The following is a 21,538-nucleotide window of genomic DNA, read 5'->3' as shown; positions in this document are numbered from 1 at the left end:
AAACGGAAATTATATTAATTAATGGTCATCAGCCACTTTATGGGCTAAATAAACCATTGTTAACATGGTAAAGATAAATGCCTGGATAGCACCTACGAAAACCGAGAACCCTTGCCATACAATCAATGGGAAGATTCCCAGGATACCAGCAAAGATACCTTGGTGTGAGAGACCCACGAGAAGGCCGAGAAGAATTTCACCGGCATAGATGTTACCGTAAAGCCGAAGACCCAGCGTAAGTGTGTTTGCGAATTCTTCAATCAGCTTTAATGGGAAGAAAAGCTTGAATGGTTTGAAGAACTCTGAACCATATGCTTTAGCACCCTTTAACTTCACTCCATAATAATGGCTTAAAACCACAACCATAACAGCGAGCGTCAATGTAATCGTCGGATCCGCTGTCGGAGACTTCCACCATAATTCATGTCCGAAAGCCACTGCAAACGGCAGTCCCAGCATATTGGAGACAAAAATGTACATAAGCAGCGTGAGTCCTAATGTTAGAAAGCGTCCGCCGGTATGCCAGTCCATTGTGCTATTAATGATTCCTTTTACAAAGTCCACTACCCATTCGAGGAAGTTTTGCATTCCGCCCGGTCTCATGGACAAGGCACGGGTAGCCAGTACAGCAATCAGGAAAACCATAAGTGATGAAACTGTAATCATCAATACGTTAGACAGGTTAAATTGCAAACCCATAAACGTATGTATCGGAGCTTCGTGTTCCACCTGTATTCACCTCTTTTCCTTTGGAGTACGTATGGTTTTAGTTAGTGAATCTATTAACATGATAATATAGACCGTCATCAATCCAATTACCACACTTAACAAATTGAAGAATTGCGGGAATCTCATGGCAATTAGCGCCGCGAGACCTCCCATGAGAAGTCTTGATAATGAGCCCATTGTCCTGACTTTCTGCTGGTTAATGACTGCTTGTCCGAGCCGCTCGATACTGGAGTACATACTCCAGAGATTAAATAGACCGAACAGGGTGCCGAATGATAAACCGAGGAAGATGGATTTGTAGGACGTTACTCCGTATCCGAGGACAAAAAAAGAGAGCATAAAGAGTGTATACTTTATGTATCTTCTGTAGGTCATGGTGTACTCGGTCATTTGCGTTCTTCTCCTGATTGGTTGGATAATAAACGGATCATGCCATAAACGCCGGCTCCAAGCCCTAGAAACAAGCCAATGATGAGGAACAAAGGACTTGTTCCCGTGAAGCGATCCAGCCACATACCGCCGAAAAGTCCAAGCAATATACCTCCAACTAGTGTTGACAATATACCTGACATTAATGCCATTGCTTTATAAGGCCGTTTCCCGGTGCTCATCGCATGGACTCCTTCCGAAATATAAGCAAGAGTTCAAAATATTAGGAAACGCGCTAGTCTCCTAGTATGAAAACCTTACCATATTCCCTTTGTAAGGATACAATAGCGGTACCTCGGTGTCAACGCAATTAGGGGTTAAATATCGTATAAATTGTGGAAAATCTGTCACAATTCCTATATGTTTATTCAAATGCTCTATAATATTGCTTTTCCTTAGGAAAATCGCGGGATATTTCACCTTATTAATTGTTCATTTATGTATAATTTTTATGTTTTTGCAAACACTTTTGAGTGATAATCGATTCCTGAGGAGGCTATCACTTGAAGCTCAATAAAACTGGATTTTTATTTGCTTTTTTTCTGATGATTTTAGGGGCATGCATGAATAATAATGCAACCGATCGGAAAAACAATGTTGAACCCCATCAGACAGGCTATTACGAAGACCAAAACCGGAACAACGGGACCAACATGTCTACCGAGCCGATGCGCCAGGATTATGCGAAATGGGGAAAAATTGCCCTGGAGCGCACGAAGGAAAAGTATCCAAACAGCACGATCAGCGACTACCAGTACGACACACGCCGTGTCAATGCCGATGGTACGGTCATTGATTTCTTTGACTTCATCGTAACGGAGAACAGAGTGGAAAAAGACGTGAAAGTGAAGGTACTGCATGATCCGGACAACGGAAAACTTATTTCCGTGGGGTTTGAGGAGATCAGCTGATTTTGTTAAAAACGGCCCTTTCGTTTGTTTCTGGATGCCCAGGAGTGAGCGGAGGGGTATTTTTGCGTTTTCTGGACAATAAAGTGACGGTGGGGCCAACTTAAGCTTTTATTATGAAATTCCTGATTTTATTATCAAAAATCTCTTTTTAATATTGAAAAAACCGATCTATTATCGAAACGGACGCATTTATTATTGTAACGGTGATACACGCCCCCCATCGACACATTCGGTACATTCATTTTGCCTGACGGGCAAAAAAAGAAGCAACCGGAGACTTCCCAGACGCTTCTTCAACTTCAATTATTTTGTTCCGAAAAGGCGGTCCCCTGCGTCACCCAGCCCAGGAACGATGTAACCGTGATCATTGAGTTTCTCATCGAGGGCTGCCAAATAGATATCAACTTCCGGATGGTCTTTATGGATCAGTTCGATTCCTTCTGGAGCTGCAACGAGACACATCAGCTTGATGCTTTTCGCTCCACGGCTCTTAAGGGAAGTGATGGCTGCAGCGGCTGAGCCTCCAGTTGCGAGCATCGGATCGATTACGATAAAGTCGCGCTCTTCTACATCGGAAGGAAGCTTGACGTAGTATTCAACAGGCAAAAGGGTTTCAGGGTCGCGGTATAAACCGACATGCCCTACTTTCGCTGCAGGAATCAATTTTAAGATGCCGTCTACCATTCCAAGGCCGGCACGAAGAATCGGTACAAGTCCGAGCTTTTTCCCAGCGATGACTTTCATCCGTGCTTCGGCTACCGGAGTTTGAATCGTAACCTCTTCAAGCGGAAGATCACGCGTGATTTCAAAAGCCATCAACCCCGCTACTTCATCTACAAGCTCACGAAATTCCTTTGTTCCTGTTCCAACGTCACGAATATGTGTTAATTTATGCTGTATCAATGGATGATCCAAAACCAAAACATTACCCATCCTGCTACCTCTCCTTTTTGACAACGGGTTCTACAACCCGAGCTTCTTTTCTTTGCACATAACCTCTTCAGCATTTTACAGAAAAAGAAGGACTACTTCAAGTTCTAAAAAACTTCCAGTAAAAAATGTCATTGTAAAGATCGTATAAAGATTGCAAGAGTTCCCTCAAACTGGTTCCTTACCTTGTTACCATTGAAGTATTAACACGGAGAAAGGAATGATAAGGTGAACAACAATCAGCCTCGCGATCCTGTCTATTTTAATGAAATTCACTTTTTAAGAGCTTTTGCATGCATCGGGGTGCTCCTTGTCCATATTTCGGCTGCTTATTATAACCATCATGGACAAGTCTTTAACTGGTTTACGTTCGGCATCAACCAGCTTGCACGTTTTGGAACGCCGACTTTTGCAGTGATCAGCGGATTTTTGCTGTTTTTTCAGGTCAGGAGAAGGGGTTTTTATGCAAAATCGTTTATCAAATCGAGGACGGCAAAAATCATTATGCCCTTTTTGATTTGGAGTCTATTCTATTTATTGATCACCAAGTATGTAGTTCATGGCTCCATTCCGGCTGACCCTAAAGAATTTCTTATAAAGTTTACTCTCGGCGAGTCGTTCTACCACCTTTATTTCATGGCAATCGTCATCCAGTTTTATCTGTTATTTCCCGTATTTCAGCTTATTAAGTCCACAAAGGCATGGGGGATTACGCTTTTCGCAACCTTTTGTATCAACGCTTATTTTTCCAGACTGAAAGATTTTTCTTTCTTTGAAAACAGGATGGATATGCTCATCATGGACCGGGTTTTTCTGCTATCCTGGATTTTTTTCTTTATGTTTGGAGGCTTCATGGCCTACCACTGGGACAGCGTAGTACGATTTACGAAAAATCGGCTGCTGCTTCTTTCTGCACTCAGCGTCCTCGTCTATGCAGGAGCTATTATGGAATATAAAATCATGGGATCTGTCGCCTCAAAGCGCATGACCAATTTAATCAACATTCCGGTATTATGCCTTGCTAGTATTGGTCTATATGTCATTATTCAAAAGCTGCCCTTTATACGTGACCGTTTATATACAGTAGGGACCCTTTCTATGGGTATTTATCTTGTTCACCCGGTTGTTATTCTTTTTGTGAGCAAAGTGATGCCGAAACAGGGCTGGCAAACCGAAACCCTGCCGCTCATGTTTGTACTTGTTTTGGCCCTCACTGTATTTCTTGTAAAACTGATTCAGCTGATGCCTTTCCATCAATATGTGATCCCCGTACCACGGCCAAAAGGAAAGCTCCATCATATGCGAAGAGACGCGGCTTAACCCTTTAAAACAAGCCGTCAATACGAAAAAAAGCAATCCTTTTAAACGGATTGCTTTTTTAGCATGATCATACTGACAGTGATGACAGCAAAAGCGGCAAAGGCAAGCATGGGGATCGTGACGAACCCAAGCCAGTTGATGTAGTCCTGTGAGCACGGCACACCCGATGTGCACACTTCAAACTCCTGGAGTGCAGGAATTTTCTGCAGTGCGATATGATAGCCTGACACAATGACACCTAAACCAGAGAGAGGCAGCACATAACGTGCAATTCTGCTGTCATGGGTATAGAACGCTACACCGAGAATGACGGCAAGCGGGTACATTAAAATTCTCTGGTACCAGCAAAGCGTACACGGGATGTAATGCAGTACCTCACTGAAATAAAGTGAGCCGATCACCGCGATGAGGGCAGCGAGCCAGCTCAGCAACAGTGGCTTGTTCATCTTACTTTTTCCCCTTAGCGGCTTCTTCTACTTGTTTCTTAAAATCGCCGTACGTGCTTCCCGTGAACTTCTTGCCGTTCACAAACAGCGTCGGGGTGGAGTCCACGCCAAGCTTGCTTACGAGCGCCTCGTCCGTTTTTACATCCTCATCATGATTGGAGCTGCCGAATGCCTTTTTCACCTTGGCCGCATCCTTCTCAGAGGTAGCCTCCGCCAGCGTCTTCACCAGGAAGTCCTCTGTAAAAATGTCCTGTTTTTCATATTTGTGGTCTATCGGCTGTTTTTTGTAAAGCAGCTCATGGAACTTCCAGAAGCTGTCGTTGCCAAGTTCTGAATAAACGGTTTCCGCAAACTGCGCCGAACGCCTTGAATCCACGTTAATGAACGGATAATGGATAAAATAAAACTTAATTTTTCCCGTTTTAATTAAATCTTTATCGACTTCCGGGAAGAATGTCATGTTGAAGTTTTTACATACCGGACATTTATAATCTCCAAATTCGATGACTTTTACATCGGCCGACTCATCACCCAGGAAAGGCTGGCCTTTATAATCAATCGAGGCACTCTGATCGGAGTCTTTCCCCTTATCGCCAAAATTCCCTGCAAATAAGACGACAATGATACCTGCAGCAATAATGCCGATCACCCAGAAAATCCAGCTTGAAGATTTTTGGTTTTTGCTGCGCACATAATTCCTCGGTTTTGCCTTGCCTTTTGATTTTGGTTTTTGCTTAGCCATCTTTTCACCTCTACTGCCTTAAATTTATTTACTAACTATTCAATCAAAGACCAGTTCTACTTAAGAGTATACAAGTTTTCTGCAATTTACAAATGAACATTCTCTTAACTTTTATAGGATTTTGGGTGGGGGTGCCGTTCTTTAAGATCAAAAAAGACGCCCTCTCCAGGACGCCTTTCTCCATTCTCTTTTCTTACTCGTAAAGTTTATACTTTCCGGCAAGGGCTGCTACACGATCGCTCGCTTCCTTCAATGTTCCTTCATCTTCAGGATTTTTCACAACGAGAGCAATCAGGGATGCAATTTCATCCATGTCTTCAAGTCCGAAGCCGCGGGATGTAACAGCAGCTGTTCCGATACGGATTCCGCTGGTGACAAACGGGCTTTCTTGATCGAATGGAATGGTGTTTTTGTTAACGGTAATCCCAACATCATCCAATGCTTTTTCCGCAATCTTGCCGGTAATGCCCAGCTTGCTGACGTCGATCAGAATCAAGTGATTATCCGTGCCTCCGGAGACAAGAGTGATTCCTTGTTTTTCAAGGGATTCAGCCAGCCTTTTTGCATTATCAACAATTTGTCCTGCATAGGCATTGAAGTCCTCGCTCAACGCTTCACCGAACGCGACAGCTTTAGCCGCAATCACGTGCATAAGAGGTCCCCCCTGGATTCCAGGGAAAATGGACTTATCAATCTTCTTGGCAAACTCTTCTTTACACAAAATCATTCCGCCTCGTGGACCGCGCAATGTTTTATGTGTAGTTGTTGTTACAAAATCAGCGTAAGGCACCGGATTCTCATGAAGTCCCGCTGCCACTAACCCAGCGATATGAGCCATATCTACCATGAGGTAGGCTCCAACTTCATCGGCGATCTCACGGAACTTTTTGAAATCAATTGCTCGTGGATATGCGCTCGCACCTGCAACAATGACCTTCGGCTTGTGCTCAAGCGCTTTTTGGCGGACATCCTCATAGTTGATCAAATGAGTGTCTTTGTCCACTCCGTACTCGACAAAGTTATACAATACGCCGGAAAAGTTAACCGGGCTTCCGTGGGTCAAATGACCTCCGTGGGAAAGATTCATACCGAGAACCGTATCACCTGGTTCTAATACGGTAAAATACACAGCCATGTTTGCCTGTGCACCGGAGTGAGGCTGAACGTTGACATGTTCCGCTCCAAAGAGCTTCTTGGCACGGTCTCTTGCTAAATCTTCGGCTACGTCAACATATTCGCATCCTCCGTAATAACGGCGACCTGGATATCCTTCTGCGTACTTATTGGTCAGTACGGACCCTTGAGCCTCCATTACCGCTTGACTTACAAAGTTTTCTGATGCAATAAGTTCAATTTTATTCCGCTGACGACCTAGTTCGTCCTGTATAGCAGCAAAAACTTCTTGATCTTGAACAGCTAGCTTTTCCAAGTGTGTGCATCCCCCTCGTGTAAAAGTCCTAATTCAAACCCATTGTAACACAGCCTCCAGGGGATTTGTTATGTCTCTTTTAATTTAAAACGGAGTAGGCGCTTCCAATTTTTTTAGTACAGCAAAAACAGTCCCCTCCAAAAAGAGTGAACTGCTTCTGTGATTATTGTTCGAGCCTTTTTCTTTGGAAATCTGCGATTTTTTTATAATCGTCCTCCAGGCTGCGTGATACAGAGAGGAAGATGGACATGAGCTCCTGATACGTTTCGACATTGTCAGGATTAGGCTTATGCTGATGTGTGCTGCCGACCATCTCAGACACGATGGAGAAATCATCAATTTCTTCCAACGCATATAATCCAAGGATGACCGCACCAAGGCATGAGCTTTCAAAGCTTTCCGGAATGGTCACATCCTGATTGAAGATGTCAGCCATCATCTGGCGCCAAAGCTCAGAACGGGCAAAACCTCCTGTTGCCTGCACTCCTTTTGGAATGCCAATCAGTTCTTGAAGGGCAAGCATCACACTGTACAGGTTAAAAATAACTCCTTCAAGCACCGCTCGAATCATATGCTCTTTTTTATGGTAGAGCGCCAGCCCGAAAAACGACCCTCGCGCATCAGCGTTCCATAGCGGTGCCCTTTCTCCTGCCATGTACGGATGAAATAAAAGTCCGTCAGCACCTGGAGAGACCTTTTCTGCAATCCCTGTCAGCATTTCGTACGGATCCACTCCAAGGCGCATAGCCGTCTCTGCCTCAGCAGCGCCGAACTGGTCTCTCACCCAGCGGAACGTCATTCCTCCGTTGTTTACAGGACCACCAATCACCCAATGCTTATCTGTCAGGGCATAACAGAATGTTCTTCCTTTTTGGTCGGTGACCGGCTTGTCACTTACCGTACGGATGGCACCGCTCGTGCCGATCGTAACGGCGACAACACCCGGCTCGATGGCGTTCACCCCAAGGTTGGAAAGGACACCGTCACTGGCACCGATGATAAAAGGAGTTTCCGTTCGGATGCCCAGACTGTCGGCAAGTTCAGGCGCAAGCCCTTTCACAGCATGGGTCGTTGGAACGAGGGTTGAGAGTTTTTCACTCGTAATGCCGGCAATATTCAACGCTTCCTCATCCCATTTCAATTTTTCCAGATTCATCATTCCTGTTGATGAAGCGATGGAATGGTCGATCAGAAACTCACCGAAAAGCTTGTAAAAGACGTACTCCTTAATCCCGATGAACTTGTGGGCAAGCGAATACGCTTCATTCAGTTCATGCTTCATCCAAAGCAGCTTCGAAAGCGGGGACATCGGATGAATCGGTGTACCGGTCCTTAAGTAAACCTCATGCCCGTTCAATTCGTTCTTAATGATTTCCGCGTAGGAAGCGCTTCTGTTATCTGCCCACGTAATGCTCCTCGTCAATGCGTTTCCTTTAGCGTCCACCGCAATGACACTGTGCATCGCTGAACTGAAGGAAATCAGTTCAAGATCATCCGGAGAAATGAGACTTTCCGCCATATTCTGTTTTATACAAGTAATCACAGCCCTTAAAATCTCCTCCGGCTCCTGCTCTGCAGTTGACGGCGTGGGGCTTAGCAGCGGATAGCCAACTGTATGCTGTGAGACGACCGTTCCTTTTCGGTCAAATATAACCGCTTTTGTGCTCGTCGTCCCGATGTCTACACCCATCAAGTACTTTTTTGAATCCATACGTACCATCCTTTCCGATCTTGCACTTGCCTGCCTATAGCTTAGTATGTTACCAAGATTGATTAGAAATTACGATAAAAAGAAAAGCGCGAGCGCCCTGCTAAGGTTCGACAAGAGTGAAGCGACCAATGATGAAAAGAAGATCATACTTTTCATCTATCGAGAACCTATGCTGAGCCAGACTCAAAAAGAGAGGGTGACAATTTTAGAATCAGTCACCCCCTTGGCTACGAGATTATTTTTTTACCACTGCATGGCCGCCGAATTCATTGCGGAGAGCAGCAACTACTTTACCTGTGAACGTATCGTCCTCAAGAGAACGGTAGCGCATCATCAAGGAAAGCGCGATAACCGGTGCCGGAACTTGGAGGTCAAGAGCAGCTTCAACTGTCCATTTTCCTTCTCCAGAAGAGTTCATCACACCTTTAATGCCTTCAAGCTTAGGATCTTTAGAGAATGCGTTCTGAGTCAATTCCATGAGCCATGAACGGACCACAGAACCGTGGTTCCACATTTTCGCAACCGCTTCATAGTCATAATCAAACTGGCTTTTCTCCAGAACTTCGAATCCTTCAGCAATTGCTTGCATCATGCCGTATTCGATTCCGTTATGAACCATTTTCAAGAAATGTCCGCTTCCGACTTTTCCTGTATAAAGATAGCCGTTTTCCACGGAAAGGTCTTTAAAGACCGGTTCAATGATGTCAAATACTTCCGGCTCTGCGCCAATCATTGTACAAGCACCGTTTCGTGCTCCTTCCGTTCCGCCGCTTGTCCCAACATCGACAAAATGAAGCCCTTTTTCTTTCAGCTCTTCTGCACGGCGCAATGTATCTTTATAGTTGGAGTTTCCGCCGTCGATAACAATATCTCCTGGCTCCAGTACGTTTTTCAGTTCAGAAAGAACATCTTCCGTAATGTTTCCCGCAGGTACCATCATCCAAACTACACGCGGTGTGTTTAATCCGATGACGAGCTCTTTAATGGATTCAACGCCTGTTGCTCCGTCGTTCGCAATATTTTTCACCTGTTCCTTATTCACGTCTGTCGCTGCGACTTCGTGGCCGTGGTCGAGAAGATTAAGAACAAGGTTGTAACCCATTTTACCAAGGCCGATCATTCCGATTTGCATATCGATATGCCCCTTTCAAATTTATGAAAATTTTTTTCTTCCAAAATCATTATATACTAAAATTTTTTCCGTTTACAAGAAAATAAATTTCATATTATGATAGAGCCAGACGTCAAGGAAAAGAAAGGAAGAACGAACATGGCAGCATCTAACTGTTTATCTAAAATTCGCTCTTCTTATGGCATATTAAGCGAAAAAGAAAAAAAGATCGCTGACTTTATCCTGGAAGATCCCCAAAATATTATTCATTCGAGCATCAATGAAGTCGCAGACCATCTGGAAGTGGCCGATGCGACAGTCTTCCGGTTCTGCAAAAGGCTCGGCTTTAAAGGCTTTCAGGCTCTAAAAATTGCTCTCGCCTCTGATATCGTCGGTCCGCTTCAGGATATTCATGAGACGATTCTGGAAAGCGACACGCCTGCACAGATCGCCGAAAAAGTGTTTCAGTCCAACATCGGCACACTGGAGGATACCCGGCAGATGCTCGATGAAAAAAGTTTTCAGGCCGCCGTCGATAGCCTGCTTGCTGCACGAAAGATCGAATTCTACGGAAACGGCGGCTCAGGCATCATCGCCATGGACGCGCATCATAAATTTATCCGAACGGGCAAACCGAGCATCGCTTATACAGATACACACTTCCAGCTAATGTCTGCGTCTCAGCTTACGGAATGGGATGTGGCTCTCTTTATCTCCCATTCCGGGACGAATAAGGACTTGCTGCACGTGATGAGAGTGGCCAAAGATAATGGCTGCCGCACCATTTCTCTGACCGATTATGCGAAGTCTCCGCTTAGCGAGAAGGCGGACATCTCCCTGCACACGATCTCGAGGGAGACAGAATTCCGTTCTGAGGCGCTCTCTTCCCGGATTGCGCAGCTCAGTATTATCGACGCACTCTATGTCAATGTCATGATGGCCGGAAAAGAAGCAGCACAAAAATCGCTGCAGCGCATGCGCTCAGCGATTTCGGAGAAGAAGTTCTAGCGGGTATCTGCAGTGGTGAAGAGCTAGTTATCTTGCGGTGCGACATGAGTTACTTGCGAAAACCGCTCACTTACTTGCGAAACTGCTTGGGTTACTTGCAAAACCCGCCATTTTCATAAAAAAGCGATCCGCTCCAGCACAAAAAAACCGCCCTGATGCAGGCGGTTTTTCTCTATCTATTAAAAGCAGCGGATATCTTCTTTGGATGGATATACAGCACGTTCTCCGCCAATCAGCTTTGGCCGTGTTTTGGCCAGGGTGACATGAGCCTCGCCGATGCTTTTTACTTCCGTTCTCACAGGGACAGCCACATGCTTCAGGTGCATGCCGATAAATGTGTCCCCAATATCAATTCCAGCATCTGCTTTAATGTATTCAACGACGACTGGATCCTTTAAATGATGAAAGGCATAGGTTGCGAGCGCGCCTCCTGCCGAACGGGCAGGAACCACACGGACTTCTTCATATCGAAGCCGGTCGGCTGTTTCTCTCTCCACAACCAGTGCTCTGTTCAAATGCTCACAGCATTGGAAGGCAAGAGACACCTGTGTTTCCTCCTGAAACGCCATCACCCCGTTATATAGGGATTGAGCGGCTTCCATCGTTCCTGAAGTGCCAATTTTGCCGCCGGTCACTTCGCTCGTGCTGGCCCCGACGACCAGCAGCTGCCCCGGCTTTAATTGGGCTTGCTTCTGTAAATCTGATAATGCATGAAAGACCTGCTTCTCCACAGTTTGCAGCTGGTCACTCATCGGTTGAATCGCCCCTTCTTTAAAGGTGAGAATCGGCATCCTGCCGCTTCTGTCACCTTTTCGTTGCGGTACTGCTGCCTATTTTGTGCCCTTTGCCTCGTAATCAGAAATTTTTCCGACTCGTTTGCTGTGGCGGCCGCCTTCATATTCTGTCGTCAGCCAGACCCTTGCAATTTCCAAGGCCAGTCCAGGCCCGATGATTCTCTCACCCATGGCCAGCACATTGCTGTCATTGTGAAGACGTGTGGCTTTCGCACTGAACAAGTCGTGTACAAGGGCACAGCGGATTCCTTTTACTTTGTTTGCCGCTATACTCATACCTATTCCCGTACCGCAGATTAATATTCCCCGATCAGCCTCTCCGTTTGCCACCATTTCAGCAACCGGTATGGCGTAATCCGGATAATCTACCGAGGTGCTGCATTCGCAGCCTGCATCTTTCACTTCAATTCCCATCTCCTGCATCATGTTTACCACTTCTTGACGCAGTTCAACTCCTGCATGGTCTGAACCAATCGCTACTCTCATCTGATCCTCCTGTAAGTTCGGTAGTCTATTACGATTTTAAAGCCATTTTTCTATTGTTTCAAGGAAGACCATCTATTTATATCTTTTCCAGCAGTTTTTCAATCAGGCTTTCAAGCTCGCCTCTTGTTTCACGGTAGAGCTCGATACTGCCGCCAAACGGGTCGATGATGTCCAGTGAGGGCAGGCTGTTTTCCAGAGAAAAAATTTTTTCTTTAAATGGCTGGATCTCCGCTTCGAATTCCTCAGAAACCCCAGGCTTGTCTTTAGCATCGGCCTGTTCCCATTTATTGTGGTAGAACGCCCTGATGGTTTCGATCTCAGCATAAGCCTGATGAAGCTCTGACAGCTGTTTTTCATAGCCTTCATTCTGATAGATATATTCTTTAAGCGTGTAAACTTTGTCTACAGCCTCTGGATATTGATGGAAAACGGTATGCTTATGGCTTTCGGTCATCGTCAGGATCAGATCCGCCCAACGAACGAGCGTCCCCGTGATCGGTTTGGATTCATGGCTGAAGGGAATGCCTTTTTCCGACATCGCCGTTACTACATGGGAACTGGCTCCCGCCCCTTCAGCAGCAAAGACGCCTGCTGATCTGACTTCGACCTTTCCTTTGCCAAGATATTTGAGCAGTGCCGCCGCCATCGGGCTTCTGCAAGTGTTTCCGGTACAAACAAACAGGATCTTTTTCATGATTTCCCACCTTCATCATCAATGTCTTTATATTCAAGTATAAAAAAAGATTGGCTGGAGCGCCAATCGTTCATTCATCGTTTTTGCCATTATAAAGGAAACAGCAGTTTGATTCCGAACGCAAGCAAAATTAATCCACCCAGAGCCTCACTGTAGGAGCCGAGCCAATTTTGAACTTTTCTACCCATCATCAGCCCCCCCCATGTCAGCATCATGCTCATGATTCCAAACATGAAGATGGTGAGAAACGTGCGGGCTCCATAAATCCCCAGGCTTAAACCGACAGAGAAACTGTCAAGACTCGCACTGACAGCAAACAGCAGGAGACCGAACCCGACAGGATTTACGAACGGCTCATTCTCAGGCTTGAAGGAGGAGCGGATCATCTGCAAGCCAAGAAGAAGCAGCAAACAGCCGCCTATGATCGCTGCAATCCCGCCAAAATGAGAGGAAATCTGCTTGCCGAGCATCAATCCTGCCAGAGGCATTCCAATGTGAAACAGTCCGATGACAACACCGATTTTTACGATCTGCCTCAGTCTAAGCTGCAGCATGCCCATGCCAAGGCCGATGGAAAAGGCATCCATTCCCAGCGCAAAGGACATGAGCCAAAGCGTCAGCCACTCACCGATTGTTACGACGTCCATTTCGTTTCCCCCTCACTCCGCTAGTACAACCATATGCACGTCCAGCCATGATTAGACTCTGCGTTTACAACCGAAGAAAATTTCAAATAAAAGCAATTTTCGACTTTAGCAGGGATATGGTTTTTTTTACCGTAAATAAAGATTATAGAATAACGGAAAGAATCGGAGGGGAATTTCATGGCAGATGACGATAGATCGATTCATCCGGCAGTTGCTGAATCAAACTTTAAAGCACACCGCATGGAAGTTACTAAACAAATGAGCATGACGTTCAGGTTTGTTAAGTCCGGCCAACAGTTCATTATGACCGGATGCGGCGGCGAACTCTCTGATTCCCTGGGCTTTAAGGAAGAATGGGTGGTGGGGAAGACTCCTGAAGAAATTTTTTCGAAAGAGCTCGCTGAATTTAAAATTGATTGCTACGAACGGGCTTGGAAAGGTGAGCATATTACATATGAAGCCCAAATCAACCAGGTGCCCTTTCTTGTATCATTAATTCCAGTCTTCGAAAACGGAAAGGTGGTGGAAGTCAGGGGCTTAAGCATCGATCTCATTCACCGTGTCATGGTGGAAAGGCAGTTGGAAGAAAGTGAACAAAGGTACCGTTCACTGATCGAGCATAACATCGATGCTCTATTTTCCCTGGATTTTCAAGGTAAGTTCACGACCGTTAATGTCGCAGCAGAACAGCTGACCGGTTACTCGGGCAAAGAACTGCTCAGCATGACCTTTCATCCTTTGCTCATGAAAGAACACCTGGAAACTTCAGTGCGCGGCTTTGAGGAAGCGCTGAGGGGCACTCCAAAAACCCACGATATTATGCTGAGAAGAAAAGACGGGGAAATCCGATATGTCAATGTGACCATTACCCCCATTATCGTCAGCGGGGACGTCCTCGGCCTGTATTGCATCGGAAAAGACATCACAGAAAAGAAGAAGCAGGAAGCCGAGCTGAAGGAAACAAAAGAAACACTGGAGTCGCTTTTTACACATTCTGCAGACATGATTTCCATCTATGATTTTGACAAACAAACGATCAAGCTGAACCCGGCTTTCGAAAACACATTCGGGTGGACAGAAGAAGATTTAAAAGATTGCAGAAATCCGATTTTCCCTATTGTCCTTGATCAATATTTACAAGAATCCGTACAGATGATCCAGACGGTGAAAAAGGGAATCCCCATTAAAGGCCACGAGATGATCTGCCAGCGCAAAGACGGAACCTTGCTGAATTCCAGTGTGACACTGTTTCCCATATTCGATCAAAACGGCCGAGTATACGCCTACTCGGGTATTTCACGTGACATCACCGAAAAAAAACGCCAAGAAAAAGCATTGCGGGAGAGCGAGGAAAAATACAGAATCATCGCTGAAAATACTATGGATCTCATCGCAACGTCCGACATACAAGGAAAAATTACCTATGCTTCCCCTTCCAACAAGCTGATCCTGGGTACGGAGCCTGCAGATTATATCGGAAAAAATGCAGTGGATTTTCTTCATGATGAGGACAAAAAACGAGTGACTCACATCCTGCGGCAAATGATTGAAGCTAGAAAGCCTGTCAAATATGAAGCACGATGGAAACATAAAAACGGCTCTTACGTTGTATTGGAAACAAATGCAACACCTGTCATCAATGAAAAGAATCAGGTGGAAAGCATTGTCTTCGTCTCCAGAGATCTGACCGAACGGAAAAAAACAGAAGAAATGCTCAGAAAATCTGATAAACTTTCCGTTCTTGGCCAGCTGGCTGCCGGTGTCGCCCATGAGGTTCGAAATCCTTTAACCTCCATCAAGGGATTCCTTCAGCTGCTGCAATCGAAAGCAAAGGACCATTATGAGTACTATGATATCATGCTTTCAGAGATCGACAGGATCAACTCCATCGTCAGTGAATTTATGGTACTGGCCAAGCCGCAGGTGATCGATATGGTGCCCACCAGCATCACAGGGCTGCTGCACCATGTCATCTCCCTGATTGAAACACAGGCTATCTTGATGAACGTGCAGATTTATTTTAAGGCACACGAGGACTTGCCTTTGGTCTCATGTGTAGACAGTCAGCTGAAACAGGTATTTATCAACTTGCTTAAAAATGCGATCGAAGCGATGCCGGATGGCGGAAACGTGTATATCTCCATCAAAACAGAAGACGATGAATTAGTGGTGTCGTTCAAGGATGAAGGCTGCGGCATTCCTTTTGAAAAGCTCCCTTCACTCGGTGAACCGTTCTTTACCACAAAGGAAAAAGGGACGGGGCTCGGTCTCATGGTCTGCTACAAGATCATTGAGGACCATGGCGGAAGGATCCAGGTAAAAAGCGAACCAGGGAAAGGGAGCACTTTCAAGGTAGCGCTTCCTGTTACGCTCCCGCGTTTAGGGGGATAGGAGAAAGGTCATACTCTCCCTTCCTCTTTATTCTGGTCGGATGAAGCCCTTCAGAATCGCTTGCAGAACAGCATAGCACAGTTCTGTATCATTTATTGTGTTTTCTTCGATCTGCCGCAGACACACTTCCAGGCTCATTTCAAGAATCGTAATTTTCTCATGGGTTTCAAGGCTCTGTTGATGATGATCGATCAGCTCTTCCGTATAAAAAACATGTGCTTCTTCATTCGTTTTCCATGAGGCAAGAATCAATTTTCCAAGATAATGAATTCGGCCGCATTCATAACCTGTTTCTTCGCGAAGCTCTCTCCGGGCCGCATGATCCAGCTGCTCTCCTTCATTTACTCTTCCCCCTGGCAGCTGGATCACTTTGCTGTCCACCGGCTGCCGATACTGGCTGATCAAGATCAAACTATCCTCTTTTCTGGCGAGCATCACCACTGATTCAGGGTTTTTCATTTTAAGAGAAATTCTTCCAAAAGCATCCTCGAGCACCATCTCTTTTTCTGAAGCGTATATCATTCTGCTTTCCATCTAAACACCCCCAAACCTGAGATCCATTTCCTTTTACCATATATTCACTCTTGTTTTCTGTCCATAAAAAAAGCAGGACAGCAAGCTGTCCTGTTCTTTCAGGGGTTATTCTTTGATGATCTGCCCGCCGGCAGATTTCTCGAGCCTGTTCATAATCGCTGCGCCTACACCCGATTTCGGAAAAACTTCTCCGTAAATGATATCGACACCACTCTCATTAAATGCCCTCAATGCGTCATATAGGTGATGTGCTACACTTTCCAGCTTTCCTCGTGATCCGCAAGGAATGACCGCATCCGCTTTGTAAAAGGGAGCATTTTCTTCCGTGGTGAGCACCCCGGTTTTTAAACCGGCTCCTTTTTGCTTATCCACAAGCTCCTGCAGGAAAGAAGGGGATCCATCCACAAGGAAAAGAGGAGCATTCGGAGCATAATGGGTGTATTTCATCCCCGGAGATTTTGGGGCGGCCTGCTCATTGAGGAGGCCTGGATCCATCATGGTCTCACCTGCAACCACCTCCAGCTGCTCTTTTGTGACACCTCCTGGCCGAAGGATGACCAGTGTTTCAGCTGTGCAGTCGACTACTGTGGATTCCACTCCTACCCCTGTGACCCCGCCATCCAGGATGCCGGGTATTCTCCCATTTAAATCCTCATGGACGTGCTGGGCCGTTGTAGGAGAAGGCCTTCCCGAGACATTCGCGCTGGGAGCCGCCAAGGGGAGACCGCATTCTTTAATGAGTTTTAGAGCAACGGGATGATCAGGCATCCGAACAGCCACTGTGGATAACCCTGCGGTCACCCGTTCGGACACATCCTCTCCCTTGGGAAGAACCAATGTCAACGGACCTGGCCAGAACGCATCCATCAGTTTTTTTGCCCGTTCAGGAATGGAGGAAACCATTCCGATAAGCTGCTCACGGCTTGCCACGTGGACGATCAGCGGATTATCGCTCGGCCGTCCCTTCGCCAGAAAAATCTTCTCGATGGCTGCATCACTCTTCGCGTTTCCGCCGAGTCCGTACACGGTTTCTGTCGGAAAAGCGATCACTTCATTTTTCTTTATCCACAGGGAAGCCTGCGTAATTTGTGGACAATTTTCATCTTCCGCTATTTTTTTATCCACAGGCCAAACTTCAGTTTTATATTCCAGCATGTAAAAAATCCTTTCAAACCGCCCGAAATGTGTTCGTAAGCTTACAACGCACATCATCCACAAGTTACACACAAATGCTCCAGTAATGTGCATAACTTGTGGATAATTACTTTTCGTTCAGCGTGCAGTACAGCAGCACAACATCTTTTTCAGCCGTTTTTTTATAATGGGCGGTATTCTCGATATGGGAAGGAGTTCCTGTTGCGGATACCGGCTGAAACGACAGCGGTTCAAAAAGGTGGACAGCTTTCGTAAGCAGGTATAAGGTTTCTACTCCTTTTTCCTTACAGTATAGCAAAATTCTTTGAATCAATCGCAGAAATAGATGTTCGTTCGAGTATTCTTTCTTCATCACAAAAGATCGCAGCAACCCATCGTTTTCGACCCTTTCAAGCCCCACCGTCCCGATCGTTTCACCTTGATCATTTTCCACGACGAGATAGTTCTCGATCCCCTCTCTGATTCCATCGGTTCCAAGACCGGCCTGCTTGACCAGGTCACCGAGGCTTCCAGCCTCATGCGGCATAGCCGCCCGTAATCGAATGGTCATGGCGTTCACCCCTCTAGCATTTTTTAAAGTCTATGAAACAACCATGAAAGTTATGCAGGGAATTAAGAGAAGAGACCCCCTATCTTATCCGCAATGGTGGTGAACAAGTCTGCCAGAAAGAACTTAACATGCACCGTTTCTTCATCGGGTTTTTGCATCGCCGGAGCTTCCTGTTCTGAAGCTGAGGCTACTTCCTTTACATTCTTCTGGTCGGCTTTAACAGCATCACCGTTTTCAAAATCAAGGAAACATAGAGGAGGGAACAATACGCACCACCAGTTGGCTCCTTCTCCTTTTCCAAGTGTGATCAGTACCGCTTCATATTTTCCAGCAGGGTAGATGTAATTTCCGTACATTTTTGTCGGGAAGGCAACGTCATTGTTGAATTGAACTTTATAGGGAATGTCAAGCCCGGCATCCTTCAAATAGGACTTTACCACGTTTTCAACCTCAGGCAAATGTTTTCTGATCACTTTTTCGGCCTGATCATGAGAGTCCAATCCCCCCACCCAGGTTGTGATCTGTTGGTTCACTTTATCCCTGATTCTTCTCTTTAGTGTCTGATCCTTATCAGCATCACTGTTTGCAAGAATCCGAAGTCTGATCGCGTCACTCGGGATTTTTACAGACGCATTCATCGTAGCATTGGCTACCTTCGTTTGGGTTTCAAAAAACAGCAGCATCGCGATCAGCGACAGAAATAGTATAGTCATAAGAGATTTTTTTGAACGGTTCATTTTAAAGCTCCCCTTTCCTTTTCTATCCACAGTGTGGTCATGGAAAGGAGAAATCATACTATGAATCTAGTAAACAAATACCGAAAAAATATGACAGCAAGCGGCTGTGAAAACTGCATACTTTGTCACAAATTTATTAAACATATCAAAAAGGTCACATAATTCCTCCACAAAGGAGTGTGTCTGCTATAGTAAGGACATCCCTATCACCCCCTTTTTCATGTAGATAATGAAAACGAAGAGCCTCCCGTTACCCGCGGGAGGCTCTTTCTGTCTCATGATACCGATGCCGTTGTCAATGAATCAAGCTCCTGCCGCAAAAACCTTGCAAGCTCAAGCATGCCATATTTTCCTGCCGCCGCTTCAGCATCCGAGTTGTAATTGGTATTCGTATTAATATCATACGTAAAAATAGTACCGTCTATATCTTTTATAAACTCTATACCGGCAACATGGATTTGGTTGTCTGCCAGAACGCTCTCATAGTTTTCAATGACCTCTTCATGGAAATTCTCCACGATCTGAAATTTTGGCTTCGCCGGCGTTTCCTCTCCCACGGGACAAAAAAGATCCCCGATTTGGCAGGCATCGGCCGGACAGAGTTCAAATCCTTCAGAAGTATCCACCCGAACCGCATATACAAACTTACCTCCGACAAATTCACAGCGTGTAATATAAGATTCCGGAGAATCAATGTATTCCTGAACCAGTGTCACGCCGTCTACCGGCTCTTCAAAGTCAGGTCCGAGAACATATTCCTTCAAGCCTTGATACGAATGAAAAAGCTGTACACCAAGACCTTTTCCTGCACGGTTATGCTTGGTGATAAACGGTTTTCCGCTGAACTGTTCTGCCGCCTGAAGAATCTGATCCTTGCCGACAGCTGCAATCGTTTTCGGTGTCCTCACTCCATGAGCCTCAAGCTCCAGATATTGAGCCACCTTGCTTACCTCCAGCTGAAGCGCCCGGCTGCCGTTCAGTACTTTTCGGCCATGTGCCTCCAACCAGGCGATTACACTGGCAGCCAGTTCCGGTGCATAACGGTGTCCTCTTGTATGAGAGGAAGCACTCATACGGCTATAGAAAATGCCCTCGGGAGGTGCTTCTGCCAGATTGACCGTGCCTTGATCAAGATGCCAAGCCTCATATGGCACCTGCAGTTCGTCCAGCCTCTTGATTAAATGATTTGTCCACTCATCATTCTCGTGTATAATGTAAACTTTTTTCATGGTCATCCTCCTTATATCCTAGGTGAGTATCTGCAGGCAAAGCTTTTACACACGTTCTTTCCTAAAGCTCTCCACTAATGGCATTACCTGTTTTGAAAAACGTTCCATCTCCTCTAACTGAGGGGAGAATTGCAATAAAAGAAGTCCGAGGCCAGCCTCATCATACGCAGCAATGCGCTCCGCAATCTGCACAGGCGTACCGATCAGATTAGGCCGCAATCCACGGTTTGAAACAGAATAGTCCTGCAGCTGTATCTGCTGCTCAAGCTGTGATTTGCTCGTGAAATCTTTAAATCCTGCATAAGCGCTCGATTCCTTGACCTCTGTAATCCTTTGCAGTTCAGCCTGTGCCTCCTCTTCAGTGTCTCTGCAGATCACATAGGCGGCCATTCCAAACGAAGATAAAGGTTCTTTGCCTGTCTGCTCTCGGCGGTTCTTCATGTCTTCGATCTTAACCGCGATCTCTTCGACAGTTCCGCCGTGCATCACATAGGCGTCACAGGAGGAAGAGATCACTTGTTTTCCTCGCTCACTTTCACCGCCTGCATATAGGATAGGATTCGGACGCTGAAGAGGTTTAGGGAAGAGCTTTGTGTTGCTTAACTCATAAAACTTCCCGGAATAATTAAACGTTTCCTCCGTCCACAGCCCTTTGAGAACATCAATAAATTCCTGCGTACGCTCATACCGCTCATCATGAGCGGTAAAAATGCCTCCATACTGCCTCGCTTCTTCTTCCCACCAGGCGGAAACGACATTAAGTGTAAACCTTCCTCCACTGATCTGATCGATGTTCGCTGCCATTTTGGCAGTGACGGCAGGGTTATGGAATCCCGGTCTGACTGCTGTCATGATTTCAATTTTCTCTGTTACAGCGGCGAGTCCCGCAGCCGTTGACCAAGCCTCAAGGGAATCCTGATCCGGCCCTTTAATATCATTCAAATACAGCTCTGCGATCAGCGTAGTATCAAACCCCCACTGTTCCGCGGACTCAATGACCTTTTTTGCATAATCAAACGTGGGCGGCATGTTCTCATCTTCCACATTTCTCAACCATCCGCCAAAAATCGGCAACCAAAATCCAAATCTCATCTGCTTCCTTCTCCCCTCTGCTTTAAACACCTGCTGCCGCTGAAAGGAACCTCGAAGGCTATCCCTTCAGGCGAGGAGCGGTCAGGACAAAGTCCTGACCCTCCGACTAACCCGAAAAACCCCACAAAAAAACCTCCTCTCGGATAAGAGGAAGTTTCAGACCGCTCCATCTTATCTTCCAGGATCAACTCCTGCTGGATTTAGCACCTTGATAAATAGGTTGCCGGGTTTCATCGGGCCAGTCCCTCCACCACTCTGGATAAGATTTATTTAATTAAAGTAATCCTACACTAAAAGTAGGCATTCCGTCAATTTTATGGATAAGAGAATAGTTGGGAATGATTGGTGTAAATACAGGGTAGAAGTCTGAAGATTTAGTTTGGTTCAATTATTTTGAATTAGGCTCCATTCGGCGACAATCCACTCAATTTCTCACTCCTAACCACAAAAAAAGCCCCCAGCA

At 45.8% G+C, this 21,538-nt stretch carries 23 protein-coding genes and 1 riboswitch; of the genes, 4 read left to right on the top strand and 19 right to left on the bottom strand.

The features are described from left to right. Nucleotides 1–18: 18 nt before the first annotated feature. From atpB to QYF49_RS00900, 3 genes are read right to left on the bottom strand one after another with little or no spacing between them, the layout of a single operon-like run. Entirely contained in the window at nt 19–729 is a 711-nt protein-coding gene (gene atpB / locus QYF49_RS00910; RefSeq protein ID WP_290397761.1) for a F0F1 ATP synthase subunit A, read from the bottom strand. Nucleotides 730–735: 6 nt separating this feature from the next. Continuing rightward, nucleotides 736–1,119 (bottom strand): ATP synthase subunit I, encoded by a 384-nt coding sequence (locus tag QYF49_RS00905; RefSeq protein WP_290397760.1) that lies wholly within the window; start codon nt 1,117–1,119, stop codon nt 736–738. Continuing rightward, the gene (locus QYF49_RS00900) at nt 1,116–1,340 is read right to left on the bottom strand and encodes an AtpZ/AtpI family protein (protein ID WP_248254407.1); all 225 of its coding nucleotides are present in this window, start codon (nt 1,338–1,340) and stop codon (nt 1,116–1,118) included. Before QYF49_RS00900 ends, QYF49_RS00905 begins: the two co-directional genes overlap by 4 nt. A 321-nt stretch (nt 1,341–1,661) precedes the next feature. On the opposite strand from QYF49_RS00900, the gene QYF49_RS00895 reads away from it, so the two are divergent. Next, nucleotides 1,662–2,069 carry a DUF3889 domain-containing protein gene (locus QYF49_RS00895; RefSeq protein WP_290397759.1) on the top strand — a complete coding sequence of 136 codons (408 nt, stop codon included), beginning with the start codon at nt 1,662–1,664 and terminating at the stop codon, nt 2,067–2,069. 303 nt (nt 2,070–2,372) lie between these two features. On the opposite strand, the gene upp is transcribed toward QYF49_RS00895, so the two are convergent. After that, nucleotides 2,373–3,002: a uracil phosphoribosyltransferase gene (gene upp, locus QYF49_RS00890; RefSeq protein ID WP_290397758.1), complete on the bottom strand. Its 630-nt coding sequence runs from the start codon at nt 3,000–3,002 to the stop codon at nt 2,373–2,375. A gap of 225 nt (nt 3,003–3,227) precedes the next feature. On the opposite strand from upp, the gene QYF49_RS00885 reads away from it, so the two are divergent. Then, nucleotides 3,228–4,319 carry an acyltransferase gene (locus tag QYF49_RS00885; RefSeq protein ID WP_290397757.1) on the top strand — a complete coding sequence of 364 codons (1,092 nt, stop codon included), beginning with the start codon at nt 3,228–3,230 and terminating at the stop codon, nt 4,317–4,319. Nucleotides 4,320–4,360: 41 nt separating this feature from the next. Here the strand turns inward: QYF49_RS00885 and QYF49_RS00880 are convergent, their stop codons facing one another. From QYF49_RS00880 to gnd, 5 genes are all read right to left on the bottom strand, one after another. Beyond that, complete coding sequence (locus QYF49_RS00880) at nt 4,361–4,765, bottom strand: disulfide oxidoreductase (RefSeq protein WP_290397756.1); 405 nt, start codon at nt 4,763–4,765, stop codon at nt 4,361–4,363. Between the two features lies 1 nt (nt 4,766). Continuing rightward, entirely contained in the window at nt 4,767–5,507 is a 741-nt protein-coding gene (locus QYF49_RS00875) for a DsbA family protein (protein ID WP_290397755.1), read from the bottom strand. A 193-nt stretch (nt 5,508–5,700) separates the two neighbouring features. Continuing rightward, on the bottom strand, nt 5,701–6,936 hold the full coding sequence (gene glyA, locus QYF49_RS00870) for a serine hydroxymethyltransferase (RefSeq protein WP_290397754.1): 1,236 nt from the start codon (nt 6,934–6,936) through the stop codon (nt 5,701–5,703). Between the two features lie 163 nt (nt 6,937–7,099). Next, a complete protein-coding gene (gntK, locus tag QYF49_RS00865; protein ID WP_290397753.1) occupies nt 7,100–8,647 on the bottom strand; it encodes a gluconokinase in 1,548 nt (515 codons plus the stop codon). A 235-nt stretch (nt 8,648–8,882) separates the two neighbouring features. Then, nucleotides 8,883–9,779, bottom strand: a complete 897-nt coding sequence (gene gnd / locus QYF49_RS00860) for a phosphogluconate dehydrogenase (NAD(+)-dependent, decarboxylating) (protein WP_290397752.1) — start codon at nt 9,777–9,779, stop codon at nt 8,883–8,885. A 138-nt stretch (nt 9,780–9,917) separates the two neighbouring features. Between gnd and QYF49_RS00855 the strand changes: the two genes are divergently transcribed. Beyond that, nucleotides 9,918–10,766 (top strand): MurR/RpiR family transcriptional regulator, encoded by an 849-nt coding sequence (locus tag QYF49_RS00855; RefSeq protein ID WP_290397751.1) that lies wholly within the window; start codon nt 9,918–9,920, stop codon nt 10,764–10,766. Between the two features lie 179 nt (nt 10,767–10,945). Here the strand turns inward: QYF49_RS00855 and QYF49_RS00850 are convergent, their stop codons facing one another. The 4 genes from QYF49_RS00850 to QYF49_RS00835 form a co-directional block, all read right to left on the bottom strand. Then, the gene (locus QYF49_RS00850) at nt 10,946–11,518 is read right to left on the bottom strand and encodes a TIGR01440 family protein (RefSeq protein WP_290399008.1); all 573 of its coding nucleotides are present in this window, start codon (nt 11,516–11,518) and stop codon (nt 10,946–10,948) included. 78 nt (nt 11,519–11,596) lie between these two features. Next, nucleotides 11,597–12,046 carry a ribose 5-phosphate isomerase B gene (gene rpiB / locus QYF49_RS00845; RefSeq protein ID WP_290397750.1) on the bottom strand — a complete coding sequence of 150 codons (450 nt, stop codon included), beginning with the start codon at nt 12,044–12,046 and terminating at the stop codon, nt 11,597–11,599. 76 nt (nt 12,047–12,122) lie between these two features. After that, nucleotides 12,123–12,740: a low molecular weight protein arginine phosphatase gene (locus tag QYF49_RS00840; RefSeq protein WP_290397749.1), complete on the bottom strand. Its 618-nt coding sequence runs from the start codon at nt 12,738–12,740 to the stop codon at nt 12,123–12,125. 89 nt (nt 12,741–12,829) lie between these two features. Further along, complete coding sequence (locus QYF49_RS00835; protein ID WP_290397748.1) at nt 12,830–13,387, bottom strand: manganese efflux pump MntP; 558 nt, start codon at nt 13,385–13,387, stop codon at nt 12,830–12,832. 177 nt (nt 13,388–13,564) lie between these two features. On the opposite strand from QYF49_RS00835, the gene QYF49_RS00830 reads away from it, so the two are divergent. After that, the gene (locus tag QYF49_RS00830) at nt 13,565–15,778 is read left to right on the top strand and encodes a PAS domain S-box protein (RefSeq protein ID WP_290397747.1); all 2,214 of its coding nucleotides are present in this window, start codon (nt 13,565–13,567) and stop codon (nt 15,776–15,778) included. A 27-nt stretch (nt 15,779–15,805) separates the two neighbouring features. Here QYF49_RS00830 and QYF49_RS00825 read toward each other — a convergent pair whose 3' ends face one another. From QYF49_RS00825 to QYF49_RS00800, 6 genes are all read right to left on the bottom strand, one after another. Continuing rightward, the gene (locus QYF49_RS00825) at nt 15,806–16,312 is read right to left on the bottom strand and encodes an NUDIX hydrolase (RefSeq protein ID WP_290397746.1); all 507 of its coding nucleotides are present in this window, start codon (nt 16,310–16,312) and stop codon (nt 15,806–15,808) included. A gap of 105 nt (nt 16,313–16,417) precedes the next feature. Next, the gene (locus QYF49_RS00820; protein ID WP_290397745.1) at nt 16,418–17,467 is read right to left on the bottom strand and encodes an L-threonylcarbamoyladenylate synthase; all 1,050 of its coding nucleotides are present in this window, start codon (nt 17,465–17,467) and stop codon (nt 16,418–16,420) included. Between the two features lie 106 nt (nt 17,468–17,573). Then, nucleotides 17,574–18,017, bottom strand: coding sequence for a GNAT family N-acetyltransferase (locus QYF49_RS00815; RefSeq protein WP_290397744.1), 444 nt, complete (start codon nt 18,015–18,017; stop codon nt 17,574–17,576). Nucleotides 18,018–18,079: 62 nt separating this feature from the next. Then, nucleotides 18,080–18,754, bottom strand: a complete 675-nt coding sequence (gene spoIIR, locus QYF49_RS00810) for a stage II sporulation protein R (protein WP_290397743.1) — start codon at nt 18,752–18,754, stop codon at nt 18,080–18,082. Between the two features lie 275 nt (nt 18,755–19,029). After that, a complete protein-coding gene (locus tag QYF49_RS00805) occupies nt 19,030–19,983 on the bottom strand; it encodes an ATP-grasp domain-containing protein (protein WP_290397742.1) in 954 nt (317 codons plus the stop codon). 45 nt (nt 19,984–20,028) lie between these two features. Then, nucleotides 20,029–21,075 (bottom strand): LLM class flavin-dependent oxidoreductase, encoded by a 1,047-nt coding sequence (locus tag QYF49_RS00800; protein WP_290397741.1) that lies wholly within the window; start codon nt 21,073–21,075, stop codon nt 20,029–20,031. Between the two features lie 168 nt (nt 21,076–21,243). After that, nucleotides 21,244–21,341, bottom strand: a riboswitch (SAM riboswitch). Nucleotides 21,342–21,538 lie beyond the last annotated feature (197 nt).

It is taken from the genome of Fictibacillus terranigra, assembly GCF_030412265.1.
GTDB classification, from domain to species: Bacteria; Bacillota; Bacilli; order Bacillales; family Fictibacillaceae; genus Fictibacillus_C; species Fictibacillus_C terrinigri.
Note: the sequence above shows the minus strand (reverse complement) of the source record. Positions and strands in the feature narration are given on the sequence as shown.

Excerpts from the sequence above, each read along its gene's own strand:
- QYF49_RS00875 (WP_290397755.1), bottom strand. The coding sequence starts at position 5,507 with ATGGCTAAGCAAAAACCAAAATCAAAAGGCAAGGCAAAACCGAGGAAT.
- spoIIR (WP_290397743.1), bottom strand. The coding sequence starts at position 18,754 with ATGAACCGTTCAAAAAAATCTCTTATGACTATACTATTTCTGTCGCTG.
- QYF49_RS00800 (WP_290397741.1), bottom strand. The coding sequence starts at position 21,075 with ATGAGATTTGGATTTTGGTTGCCGATTTTTGGCGGATGGTTGAGAAAT.
- QYF49_RS00805 (WP_290397742.1), bottom strand. The coding sequence starts at position 19,983 with ATGAAAAAAGTTTACATTATACACGAGAATGATGAGTGGACAAATCAT.
- QYF49_RS00815 (WP_290397744.1), bottom strand. The coding sequence starts at position 18,017 with ATGACCATTCGATTACGGGCGGCTATGCCGCATGAGGCTGGAAGCCTC.
- QYF49_RS00905 (WP_290397760.1), bottom strand. The coding sequence starts at position 1,119 with ATGACCGAGTACACCATGACCTACAGAAGATACATAAAGTATACACTC.
- rpiB (WP_290397750.1), bottom strand. The coding sequence starts at position 12,046 with ATGAGAGTAGCGATTGGTTCAGACCATGCAGGAGTTGAACTGCGTCAA.
- QYF49_RS00880 (WP_290397756.1), bottom strand. The coding sequence starts at position 4,765 with ATGAACAAGCCACTGTTGCTGAGCTGGCTCGCTGCCCTCATCGCGGTG.
- QYF49_RS00855 (WP_290397751.1), top strand. The coding sequence starts at position 9,918 with ATGGCAGCATCTAACTGTTTATCTAAAATTCGCTCTTCTTATGGCATA.
- gnd (WP_290397752.1), bottom strand. The coding sequence starts at position 9,779 with ATGCAAATCGGAATGATCGGCCTTGGTAAAATGGGTTACAACCTTGTT.
- QYF49_RS00840 (WP_290397749.1), bottom strand. The coding sequence starts at position 12,740 with ATGAAAAAGATCCTGTTTGTTTGTACCGGAAACACTTGCAGAAGCCCG.
- QYF49_RS00835 (WP_290397748.1), bottom strand. The coding sequence starts at position 13,387 with ATGGACGTCGTAACAATCGGTGAGTGGCTGACGCTTTGGCTCATGTCC.
- QYF49_RS00830 (WP_290397747.1), top strand. The coding sequence starts at position 13,565 with ATGGCAGATGACGATAGATCGATTCATCCGGCAGTTGCTGAATCAAAC.
- QYF49_RS00820 (WP_290397745.1), bottom strand. The coding sequence starts at position 17,467 with ATGCTGGAATATAAAACTGAAGTTTGGCCTGTGGATAAAAAAATAGCG.
- upp (WP_290397758.1), bottom strand. The coding sequence starts at position 3,002 with ATGGGTAATGTTTTGGTTTTGGATCATCCATTGATACAGCATAAATTA.
- gntK (WP_290397753.1), bottom strand. The coding sequence starts at position 8,647 with ATGGATTCAAAAAAGTACTTGATGGGTGTAGACATCGGGACGACGAGC.
- QYF49_RS00900 (WP_248254407.1), bottom strand. The coding sequence starts at position 1,340 with ATGAGCACCGGGAAACGGCCTTATAAAGCAATGGCATTAATGTCAGGT.
- QYF49_RS00850 (WP_290399008.1), bottom strand. The coding sequence starts at position 11,518 with ATGAGTGACCAGCTGCAAACTGTGGAGAAGCAGGTCTTTCATGCATTA.
- QYF49_RS00825 (WP_290397746.1), bottom strand. The coding sequence starts at position 16,312 with ATGGAAAGCAGAATGATATACGCTTCAGAAAAAGAGATGGTGCTCGAG.